Annotated in this window: 9 protein-coding genes and 1 pseudogene; 9 read left to right on the plus strand and 1 reads right to left on the minus strand. The window is 64.3% G+C overall.

Going from position 1 to position 11,043, the window contains the following annotated elements; all coding sequences use genetic code 11:
• Nucleotides 1-317: 317 nt before the first annotated feature.
• The 4 genes and pseudogenes from CWO89_RS33435 (at nucleotide 318) to CWO89_RS33450 (ending at nucleotide 4,271) form a co-directional block, all read left to right on the plus strand.
• Complete coding sequence (locus tag CWO89_RS33435; protein ID WP_130582748.1) at nucleotides 318-1,079, plus strand: crotonase/enoyl-CoA hydratase family protein; 762 nt, start codon at nucleotides 318-320, stop codon at nucleotides 1,077-1,079.
• Nucleotides 1,080-1,125: 46 nt separating this feature from the next.
• A pseudogene (locus tag CWO89_RS33440) lies at nucleotides 1,126-2,789 on the plus strand (bifunctional metallophosphatase/5'-nucleotidase).
• Nucleotides 2,790-2,987: 198 nt separating this feature from the next.
• On the plus strand, nucleotides 2,988-3,914 hold the full coding sequence (locus CWO89_RS33445; RefSeq protein WP_130582749.1) for a histone deacetylase family protein: 927 nt from the start codon (nucleotides 2,988-2,990) through the stop codon (nucleotides 3,912-3,914).
• Nucleotides 3,915-4,001: 87 nt separating this feature from the next.
• On the plus strand, nucleotides 4,002-4,271 hold the full coding sequence (locus tag CWO89_RS33450) for an exodeoxyribonuclease VII small subunit (protein ID WP_028168306.1): 270 nt from the start codon (nucleotides 4,002-4,004) through the stop codon (nucleotides 4,269-4,271).
• Nucleotides 4,272-4,291: 20 nt separating this feature from the next.
• On the opposite strand, the gene CWO89_RS33455 is transcribed toward CWO89_RS33450, so the two are convergent.
• Nucleotides 4,292-4,537, minus strand: coding sequence for a hypothetical protein (locus CWO89_RS33455; RefSeq protein WP_130582750.1), 246 nt, complete (start codon nucleotides 4,535-4,537; stop codon nucleotides 4,292-4,294).
• A 204-nt stretch (nucleotides 4,538-4,741) separates the two neighbouring features.
• On the opposite strand from CWO89_RS33455, the gene CWO89_RS33460 reads away from it, so the two are divergent.
• The 5 genes from CWO89_RS33460 (at nucleotide 4,742) to CWO89_RS33480 (ending at nucleotide 10,902) form a co-directional block, all read left to right on the plus strand.
• The gene (locus CWO89_RS33460; RefSeq protein ID WP_130582751.1) at nucleotides 4,742-6,040 is read left to right on the plus strand and encodes a hypothetical protein; all 1,299 of its coding nucleotides are present in this window, start codon (nucleotides 4,742-4,744) and stop codon (nucleotides 6,038-6,040) included.
• A gap of 355 nt (nucleotides 6,041-6,395) precedes the next feature.
• Nucleotides 6,396-8,321, plus strand: coding sequence for a 1-deoxy-D-xylulose-5-phosphate synthase (gene dxs, locus CWO89_RS33465; protein WP_130582752.1), 1,926 nt, complete (start codon nucleotides 6,396-6,398; stop codon nucleotides 8,319-8,321).
• 25 nt (nucleotides 8,322-8,346) lie between these two features.
• The gene (locus tag CWO89_RS33470) at nucleotides 8,347-8,907 is read left to right on the plus strand and encodes a nucleoside 2-deoxyribosyltransferase (protein ID WP_130582753.1); all 561 of its coding nucleotides are present in this window, start codon (nucleotides 8,347-8,349) and stop codon (nucleotides 8,905-8,907) included.
• 5 nt (nucleotides 8,908-8,912) lie between these two features.
• Nucleotides 8,913-9,665, plus strand: coding sequence for a TlyA family RNA methyltransferase (locus CWO89_RS33475; RefSeq protein WP_130582754.1), 753 nt, complete (start codon nucleotides 8,913-8,915; stop codon nucleotides 9,663-9,665).
• Entirely contained in the window at nucleotides 9,658-10,902 is a 1,245-nt protein-coding gene (locus CWO89_RS33480) for a class I SAM-dependent RNA methyltransferase (protein WP_130582755.1), read from the plus strand. Before CWO89_RS33475 ends, CWO89_RS33480 begins: the two co-directional genes overlap by 8 nt.
• Nucleotides 10,903-11,043: the final 141 nt, after the last annotated feature.

Raw genomic sequence — 11,043 nt, forward strand, 5'->3', positions numbered from 1 at the left:
GTGGGCAAAGGCGCGAAGCGCCGTGCCCACCATCTCACACTCCGCCCGTGATGGTGGGCACGCTCCGCTTTGCCCACCCTATACGGATTCCGCATTTTCTTCCGTCATTCCGGGGCGCGCGAAGCGCGAGCCCGGAATCCATTTCCGCCGCCTCCGCCCATGGCCCGATAGATTCCGCGCCTGCGTGATCCTGACGCACCCCGGAATGACAAGAGCGTGGGAAAGCCGTGAGGGACATTGGGAGCCGGACGGAGATCATGTAAGATAGCGAGGTGTTCGCTGGCGGCAACGTGGCCGCCTCCGCAAGGGACTGCTTGATGACCGGGCACCTCATCGTATCAGACGAAGCCGCAACGCGCGTGATCACGATGCGTCGGCCCGAGAAGAAGAACGCGATCACCGAGGAGATGTATCGCGCGATGAGCGATGCGGTCGACACCGCGCAGAACAATCCGAACATCCGCTGCCTCATCATCACCGGCGGCTCGGGCGTGTTCACCGCGGGCCACGATGTCGAGGATTTCCTGAAGCAGGGCACCGCCAATCCCGACGCGGTGCGCACCTCCGGCGCGGTCAAGTTCCTCTATTCGCTGGCGCACAACGTCAAGCCGATCATCGCCGCCGTCGACGGGGTCGCGATCGGCATCGGCACCACCATGCTGTTCCACTGCGACTACGTGCTCGCCAGCAGCACCGCGACCTTCTCGACGCCGTTCATCCATCTGGGGCTGGTGCCCGAGGGCGCCTCGAGCCTCCTGATGCCGCGCACGATGGGGCACCAGCGCGCCTTCGAGATGCTGGTGATGGGCCGCACCATGGACGCCGACGACGCCCGCGTCGCCGGCTTCGTCAACGCGGTGGTGGCCCCAGGCCATACGGAAGCGGAAGCGCGGAAAGTGGCGCGCGAGATCTGCGCGCTGCCGGCCGAGGCGGTCGCAATCGCCCGCAAGCTGATAAAATTGCCGCCGGAGGACATGACCCGGCGCATCGACCAGGAGGCTCATCTGTTCAGCGAGCGGATGCGCTCCAAGGAAGCAGTCTCCGCCTTCAAGGCATTCTTTGCGCGCAAGCAGAATTGAACCGGAACCTCGCAAAATCGTTGCCGCGCTTATCCATATTCGCCTCATGAGAACCCATCACATCCTTGCAGCGCTGGCGCTGCTGGCCGGATTTGTCCTCGCACCTTGCCAGGCTCAAACCGCCTCGCCCGTCGATCTGCGGATCCTCGCGATCAACGATTTCCACGGCTATCTGCGGCCGCGCCGGGCGGCATCCGGATCAGCGATCCCGACGACAAAGCGAAGAAGATCGTCGTGCCCGCCGGCGGTGCCGAGCACATGGCGACCCTGGTGCGGCAGCTCCGCGAGGGACACAAGAACACGATCTTCGTCGCCGCAGGCGACCTGATCGGCGCGAGCCCATTTCTGTCGGCGATGTTCCATGACGAGCCGACCATCGAGTCGCTGTCGATGATGGGGCTCGAGGTCGCCTCCGTCGGCAACCACGAATTCGACGAGGGCATGGACGAACTGCGGCGGATGCAGAATGGCGGCTGCCATCCGACCGAGAAGTGCCGCGGTCCTCATCCCTTCCCCGGCGCCAAATTCCATTATCTCGCCGCGAGCACCTTCGAGAAGGCCTCCGGCAAGACCGTGTTCCCGCCCTACGAGATCAGACAGTTCGAGAGCATCCAGGTCGCGTTCATCGGGCTGACGCTGAAGGGCACGCCGAACATCATCTCGCCGGCGAGCGCCGCCGGCCTCGAATTCCGCGACGAAGCCGAGACGGTGAATGCGCTCATTCCGGAATTGAAGGCGCGCGGCGTCGAGGCGATCGTGGTGCTGATCCATGAAGGCGGCGTGCCGACCGGCGACTACAACGAATGCCCCGGCATCTCCGGCCCGATCGTCGACATCGTGAAGAAGTTTGATCGCGCGGTCGACGTCGTGATCTCCGGCCACACCCACCAGGCCTATGTCTGCGACATCGACGGCCGGCTTGTCACCTCCGGCGACAAATACGGCACGCTGGTCACCGCGATTGACCTCAAGCTCGATCCCAAGACCCGCGACGTCATCAGCGCCAAGGCCGAGAACACCATCGTCCGCAGCCAGACGCTGGCCAAGGACGCGAGCCAGACCGCGCTGATCGAGGCCTATGACCGGCTGGCCGCACCGATCGCCAACCGTCCGGCAGGCTCGGTGACGGAAACGCTGTCGCGCGTGCCGAACCAGGCAGGCGAAAGCGCGCTCGGTGACATCATCGCCGACGCCCAGCTCGCCGCGACGAGTTCGCCGGAAAAAGGCGGCGCGGTGATCGCCTTCACCAATCCGGGCGGCGTGCGCACCGATATTGCGCGGAGAGAGGACGGCGCCGTGACCTATGCCGACCTGTTCTCGAGCCAGCCGTTCCGCAACCAGCTCATCACGCTGACCCTCACCGGCAAGCAGATCAAGGACGCGCTCGAGCAGCAATGGCTTGACCCGAAGCGGCCGCGGATCCTGCAGGTGTCGAAAGGATTCGCTTACGCATGGGATGCGGGCAAGGGCGACGGCGAGCGCATCATCGCCGAGAAGATGACGCTGAACGGCGCGCCGATCGACCCCGCCGCGACCTATCGGGTGACGGTCAACAATTTCCTGTCGCTCGGCGGCGACGGCTTCACGGTCCTGAAAGAAGGTCAGGCGCCGCTAACCGGCCCCTATGATGTCGATGCCCTCCAGGCCTATTTCCAGGCGAACAGCCCGGTCAGGCCCACGCCGGGCAACCGAATCCAGCGGATCAACTAACCTAAAGGCCCGTAGCCCGGGTGGAGCGCAGCGCAACCCGGGAAAGCCTGCACGATGAGCCGTATGCCGCGCCAAGACCCCGGGTTGCGCTTCGCTCCACCCGAGCTACAAGGCGACGGAGGGCTTTCGCGGTGGGCACTGAGCGCCTAAATAGGGCGTTACTCGCAAGAACGCGCAGCGAATGCGCCGGAAACCTGCATGACCCTTCTTCTGACGCATTCCGCCTGCCTCGACCACCTGACACCATCAGGCCATCCCGAACGCCCCGACCGGTTGCGTGCGGTCGCCGAGGTGCTTGGCGAAGAGCGGTTCGCACCGCTTGCACGCGGCGAAGCGCCGGAAGGCGGCCTCGATTCCGTCATGCTCTGCCATGGCGAGCTTTACGTCGGCGAGCTCCGCCACATCGCTCCGACCTCCGGCCTGGTTTACATCGATGGCGACACCTCGATGTCGCCAGGCACTTGGGAAGCGGTGATGCGCGGCGTAGGCGGCGCGGTTGCGGCCACGGATGCGGTGATGTCGAGCGAACATCCGAATGCTTTCGTCGCGGTTCGGCCGCCCGGCCACCATGCCGAAGCCAGCCGTCCGATGGGCTTCTGCTTCTTCGACAATGCCGCGATCGCCGCGCGCCACGCGCAGCGCAAGTTCGGCATCGGCCGCGTCGCCGTGGTCGATTTCGACGTTCATCACGGCAATGGCACCCAGGATATCTTCTGGGCCGATCCGACCGTGATGTATTGCTCGACGCACCAGATGCCGCTGTTTCCGGGCACCGGCAGCCGCGGCGAGCGCGGCGAGCACGACACCATCGTAAATGCGCCGCTCGCGCCCGAAGATGGCGGCACGCAATTCCGCTCGGCGTTCGACAATTTGATCCTGCCGCAGCTCGAAAAATTCGGCCCCGAGCTCGTCATCATCTCCGCTGGCTTCGACGCGCATTACCGCGATCCGCTCGCCTCGCTCAACCTGAGGGCCGACGACTTCGGCTGGGTGACAAGCAAGCTTCTGGATCTCGCCGACCGGCACGCCGGCGGACGGGTGGTCTCCGTGCTCGAAGGCGGCTATGATCTGCAGGGATTGAAAGAGTCGGTGGCCGCGCATGTCACCGCATTGATGGGCGCGTAAATCGACGCCACAATACTTCCGCAGAGAATTGCTTAATTCTGCGCTGAGAACGGCGCAGCCGAAAAACGCGAATGGGAACGCGAGTAAATGGCAGAAAACACCACTCAAGTCGAAAATAACAAAGTCGACGTCAAGAAGCTCTCCTTCGAACGCGCGATGGAGGAACTTGAATCGATCGTCAAACGGCTTGAGGACGGCAAGGTGCCACTTGAGGAATCGGTCGCGATTTATGAACGCGGCGAGGCGCTGAAGCGCCGCTGCGAGGAATTATTGCGGCAGGCCGAGGCGCGCGTCGACAAGATCACGACCGATGCCAGCGGCCAGGCTACGGGAACCGAGCCGCTCGACGTGCAATAAGCAGATCACCGCGGGAGCCCTCATAGAGAGGTGAACATCCTGAGGCGGTCCTGGTAATCTTCCTCCGATTCTCCGGGGACACGGTCCATCTCATAATGTTCCAAACTGAAAGGCGGCATCTCAGACGCCCTTTCGTGGAACACCTCGATGTACTCGGCATGGCGACGTACAAGGCTTTCGATGAGGGTCTTCACGTCGATACTATCGAGAGCGGCAGTTCGCCTCGCCGCCTCGTAGGTTTCATCGCTGATTTCGATCGTATGCATCCGACAATCCTGTTCGCATCCCGCCAATATAGCTGCGAACAGGGAGACTTTGGAGGTCATTCTCATCAGGAGTGGCGAGCCTCTCCGCGCAACAGTGGAGAACAATAAGCGGATTTGCCGCGGTTCTTCCCCACAAGAGGACCGAAATAGCTCTTGGCGCATCGCGCTGGCTGCTATAGTCCCAACCTCATCTGGGGACAGTAAGTGCGCGTTCGGCACCGCCATATCATCTATATCCAGGGATACGATCCGCGCGGCTTGGCGCAGTACTACCGCATGTTCAGGACCGAACTGCGGAAATTCAGCCGTCTCTACCAGCTATCGGCCACCATGAGCCGGCCGAAGGTCGCCGACGATGACGAGATCGCGTCCTGGACCATCGAGACCAAGGCGGCCGACTGGCAGACCCGCACGTCCTACGATTTCCTGCGGTTCGAGGATTTCATCCAGCGCGACCTCGCCGCCCCGATCTGGCGCACCGTGTTTCATGCCCTCTGGATCTACTGGGGGCTGGTCTTCACCGGCACGATCGCGCGGTTCACGCGGGCGAACTGGCGTTTCACGGCGTTCATCACCTATCCGCATGTCGTGCTGCTGCTGGAAGCGTTGTGCGCTGCGGCAGTCGCGTTCGTGTTCGAAAAGGGCCTCAGTGCGATCGGCCTCCCCGATCTCTTCAGTGTTGCCGCGGCAACCGCGATCTTCGTGGCCGTGCTCGGCACCATGCTGAAATACACCGAAAACAACACTTACGTGCTCTATCTTCTGTCGGACACGATCTGGACCTGGGAGTTCTCGCATCGACGACGTCCGGAGTGGGACGAGCGCATCGACCGTTTTGCGCGGCACCTCGTCAACGTGGCGCGCACGAGCGACGCCGACGAGATCGTGCTGGTCGGCCACAGCTCGGGATCGTTCCTGGGCACCGAGATCCTGGCGCGGGCGCTGAGGCTGGACCCGTCACTGGGCCGTCACGGCCCCCGCGTGGTGCTGTTCACCATTGGCGGCAATCTGCCGATCGTGGGCTTTCACAAGGTATCGCAGGATTTTCGCGACCATTTGCGGCAATTGGCGCTGGAACCTTCGATCGAATGGATCGATTGCCAGGCCCGCAAGGATGTCATGAACTTCTACCAGTTCGATCCGATCTCGAGTCACGGCATCGAACTCGGCGATACCAGGCGCAATCCGACCATTGTGCCGATCCGCTTCCGCGACATCGTCAAGCCGGAGCACTACAATACCTTCCGCTGGCAGTTCTTCCGGGTGCATTTTCAGTTCGTGATGGCCAATCAGCGCCCGCACCCATACGATTTCTTCATGATCGTATGCGGTCCGGTGCCGCTGAAGGAGCGGATGGCGTTCCCGGAGGCCGCCCTGGAGGTTGCGACCGGCGATCCGGCTGCCCGCGAGCGGGCCTGGCGCCGGATCGAGATGTGCGGCGCGGAGGACACGGCTGGCGGGAATTTGCTCGCGTTGGAACCTTCCGCCCGCCGGCACGGTTAAAAACCCTAGACTTTTCAATTCCCCCGCTTGGGGTCCCCGGGAACCCGGTGGCTGGGCGGCTTGGCTTTGCCGATGGCTTTGGTGTAAAGCTTGCCGTTCTATGGCTGTTTGGGGGCAGCTTGCCGCAGATTTGGCGGCAGCGAATACCTTCGAAAGGCTGACGAAAATGACCGGGACGGATGCAGTTACCAGCGTGATGCATATCACATGGTTCGATCCGGGGTGCATCTAGGCTTTCAAATCAGGCGCCGGCCTGCCAAGGCGGCAACTGGCGTCTGGACTCTCACGGCGCAATCGATGCGCCCCCATCTCCGGTCGGGCCGCTGGCCCTGACCTCAAGAACTGGAATATCGCTGTGACCACATACAGTAAGACGCCGCTTCTCGACACGATCCGCACGCCCGACGACCTGCGCCGGCTCAAGGTCGAGCAGTTGCACCAGGTTGCCGACGAGCTCCGCCAGGAGACCATCGACGCGGTTTCCGTGACCGGGGGCCATTTCGGAGCAGGTTTGGGCGTGGTCGAGCTGACGACCGCGATCCATTACATCTTCGACACGCCGCGCGACCGGCTGATCTGGGACGTCGGCCACCAGGCCTATCCGCACAAGATCCTGACCGGCCGGCGCGACCGCATCCGCACGCTCCGCACCGGCGGCGGCCTGTCCGGCTTCACCAAGCGCAGCGAGAGCGACTACGATCCGTTCGGCGCCGCCCATTCCTCGACCTCGATCTCCGCCGGCCTCGGCATGGCGGTGGCGCGCGATCTCTCCGGCGGCACCAACAACGTGATCGCCGTGATCGGCGACGGCGCGATGTCGGCGGGCATGGCCTATGAGGCCATGAACAATGCCGGCGCCATGAACTCGCGCCTGATCGTGATCCTGAACGACAACGACATGTCGATCGCCCCGCCGGTCGGTGCGATGAGCGCCTATCTGTCGCGGCTCTATTCCGGCAAGACCTACCGCTCGCTGCGCGAGGCGGCCAAGCAGATCAACAAGCATCTGCCGAAGGTGCTGGCCAACCGCGCCAACCGCGTCGAGGAATATTCCCGCGGCTTCATGATGGACGGCGGCACGCTGTTCGAGGAACTCGGCTTCTATTATGTCGGCCCGATCGACGGCCATAACCTCGACCATCTGCTGCCCGTCTTGAAGAATGTCCGCGACATGGACACTGGCCCGATCCTGGTCCACGTCGTGACGCAGAAGGGCAAGGGCTATCCGCCGGCGGAAGCTTCCGCCGACAAGTACCACGCCGTGGTCAAGTTCGACGTCGCCACCGGCACCCAGGCCAAGGCCAAGCCGAATGCGCCGGCCTACCAGAACGTGTTCGGCCAGAGCCTCGTCAAGGAAGCCCAGAAGGACGACAAGGTCGTCGGCATCACCGCCGCGATGCCGTCCGGCACCGGCATCGACATCTTCAACAAGACGTTCCCGAACCGCACCTTCGACGTCGGCATCGCCGAGCAGCATGCCGTGACCTTCGCAGCCGGCCTCGCCGCCGAAGGCTACAAGCCGTTCTGCGCGATCTACTCGACCTTCCTGCAGCGCGGCTACGACCAGGTGGTCCATGACGTCGCGATCCAGAGCCTGCCGGTCCGCTTCGCGATCGACCGCGCGGGCCTCGTCGGCGCCGACGGCGCCACCCATGCCGGCTCGTTCGACAACGCCTATCTCGGCTGCCTGCCGAACTTCGTCATCATGGCGGCCTCCGACGAGGCCGAGCTCGTGCACATGGTCGCAACGCAGGTGGCGATCAACGACCGCCCGAGCGCGTTGCGCTATCCGCGCGGCGAAGGCCGCGGCGTCGAAATGCCCGAAGTCGGCATTCCCCTCGAGATCGGCAAGGGCCGCATCATCCGCCAAGGCAAGAAGGTCGCCCTGCTCTCCTTCGGCACCCGCCTCGCCGAGTGCGAGAAGGCCGCCGACGAGCTGGCGGCGCACGGCCTCTCCGCCACGATCGCAGATGCGCGCTTCATGAAGCCGCTCGACGAAGAGATGATCCTGAAGCTTGCACGCGAGCATGAGATCCTGATCGCGATCGAGGAAGGTTCGATCGGCGGCTTCGGCTCGCATGTGATGCAGCTCCTCGCCGAGCACGGCATGCTCGACGGCGGTCTGCGCATGCGTTCGATGGTGCTGCCCGACGTGTTCCTCGATCACGACACGCCGGCGGCGATGTATGCCCACGCAGGCCTCGACGCCAAGAGCATCGTCGCCAAGGTGTTCGAGACCCTCGGCAAGGATTTCAAGACCGAGACCGTCAAGCTCGCCTGACCTCAGGCTTCCCGCGGATTCCGCGATGAAGATCTATCTGGCAGGTCCTGACGTGTTCCTGCCGGATGCGATTGAGATCGGACGGCGCAAGGCTGAACTTTGCGCGCGTCACGGTCTGAATGGGCTCTATCCGCTCGACAACGCGGTCGATCTGTCGGCGCCCGATGCGTCCCTCGTCATCTTCAAGGGCAACGAAGCGATGATGGAGGCAGCCGATGCCATCATCGCCAATTTGACGCCGTTTCGTGGCCCCAGTGCCGACGCAGGCACCGTCTATGAGCTCGGCTACATGGCGGGGCGCGGCAAATTGTGCTTCGGCTATTCCAACGACCCCGCGTCATATGCAACTCGCGTGGCGCGCCTATATGAAGTGACGACGTTGCCCGACGGCCGCTTGGCCGATGGACAAGGCCTCACTGTGGAAGAGTTTGGCTTGCCCGACAATCTGATGATGATGCACGCCCTCGACCTGCACGGCTGCCCGCTCGTGACGCCGAAGGCTGCGCCTGCGGATATCTGGCACGACCTCACCTGCTTCGAGGCCTGCGTCCGCCTTGCCGCGGACCATGGGCGAAGGACGGGTTGAAGCTGATGAAGAAGAGTGAAAGCGAGCAGCCCCCGCGCAAGCGCGCGGATGTGCTGCTGGTCGAGCGCGGCCTGTTCGAGAGCCGGGCGCGGGCGCGGGCCGCGATCGAAGCCGGGCTCGTGATCGCCGACGGCAAGCAGGTCTCCAAACCCTCCGATACGCTTGCGGCTGACGCCACGCTGTCGGCGGAGCCTGCGCACCCCTATGTCTCGCGCGGCGGCGTGAAGCTGGCCGGCGCGCTGGAGCAATATCCTGTAGACATCGAGGGTCACGTCTGCCTCGATGTCGGCGCCTCGACCGGCGGCTTCACCGAGGTGCTGCTCGCCAACGGCGCAAGCCTGGTGTTTGCGATCGATGTCGGGCACGGCCAATTGCATCCGTCGCTGCGCGGCCATCCGAGGATTGTCTCGATGGAAGAGACCGATATCCGCTCCTTTGAGGGCAAGCGCCTGCCGGCGCGGCCGGATGTCGTCGTCATCGACGTCAGCTTCATCTCGCTGAAGCTGGTATTGCCGGTGGCGCTGTCGCTGGCGGCAGCGCCGATGCACCTGCTCGCGCTGATCAAGCCGCAATTCGAGGCGCAGCGAAAGCATCTCAAGCACGGCATCATCCGCAACGCCATGGTGCATCAGGAAATCTGCGACGACATCGCAGCCTTTGCGGCGGCGCAGGGCTGCACGGATATCCAGGTCTTTCCGTCCCCGATCACCGGCGGCGACGGCAACATCGAATTCTTCCTCGGCGCGCGCCGTGGCTGAACGGCTGTTGATCGACCATGTCGGCCATCGTGGCGACGGTGTCGCGATGGAGGGCGGCCAGGCGATCTACGTTCCTTACGCGCTCGCCGGCGAGGCGGTCGAGGTTGCCACCGTCCCCGGCCATCCCGACCGGCGTCGGCTGCTCCAGGTCGAACGCGCCAGTCCCAAGCGCATCACGCCGTTCTGCCCGCATTTCGGGATTTGCGGCGGCTGCGCGATCCAGCACTGGGATAATGAAAGCTACCGTGCCTGGAAGCGCGACCTCGTCGTCGAGGCGCTGGCGCAGGCCAAGGTTGCGGCCGAGGTCGCCCCGCTGATCGACGCCCACGGCCTCGGGCGCCGCCGCATCACGCTTCACGCGCGGATGGGCACGCATGAAGTGCTCAAGGTCGGCTTCGCCGCGGCAAGCTCGCACGACATCATCCCCGTCGATCGTTGTCCGATCCTCGATCCCGGCTTGAGCGGCGCGCTCGACGCTGCCGGGGCGATCGCCGAGCCGTTGATCTCGATGGGCAAGCCGCTCGACATCCAGGTGACCTCGACCCTCAATGGTCTCGATGTCGACGTTCGCGGCTCGGGCGCCCTGCCCTCGACGATGATCGCCGCACTGTCGCGCATCGCCGAACAGCATCGCGTGGCGCGGCTGACACGGCATGGCGAGTTGGTGCTGATGCGCGCGCCTCCCGCGGTGACGATCGGAACGGCCGAGGTGATCCTGCCGCCGGGCTCGTTCCTGCAAGCGACCGTCGCCGGCGAGGAGACCTTGGCGCGGCTCGTCGGCGATCACTGCCAGCGCGCCAAGCATATCGCCGACCTGTTCTGCGGTGTCGGCCCATTCGCCCTGCGCCTGGCGGCGAAATCGCGGATCGCCGCCTTCGACAGCGACGCCGGCGCGGTTGCGAGCCTGCAGAAAGCCGCAACCTCGACGGCGGGCTTGAAGCCGGTCAAGGCCGAGCCGCGCGACCTGTTCCGCCGCCCGCTGGTGCCGCAGGAATTGCGCGACTTTGACGCGGTCGTGTTCGATCCGCCGCGCCAAGGCGCGCAGGCGCAGGCAACGCAGCTTGCCGCAGGCAAGGTGCCCACCGTGGTCGCGGTGTCCTGCAACGCCGCGACCTTCGCCCGCGACGCCAAGATCCTGATCGACGGCGGCTACACGATCGAAGGCGTCACCCCTGTCGACCAGTTCCGCCACACACCGCACGTCGAGCTCGTCGCACGGTTCACACGCAAGCGCTGACAGCAGTAGCCAAATCGCATCACGCTTGGAGATGCCAGTTGATGTGCCCTCGCCCCTTGTGGGAGAGGGCAGCTCCGATGCCAGCCAAGAACTCGTTTGGGTGAGGGGTTCTCTCCACGGGCCCGCTCGCTCGTGGAGAGG

The organism is Bradyrhizobium sp. Leo170 (assembly GCF_004296405.1).
Classification (GTDB): Bacteria; Pseudomonadota; Alphaproteobacteria; order Rhizobiales; family Xanthobacteraceae; genus Bradyrhizobium.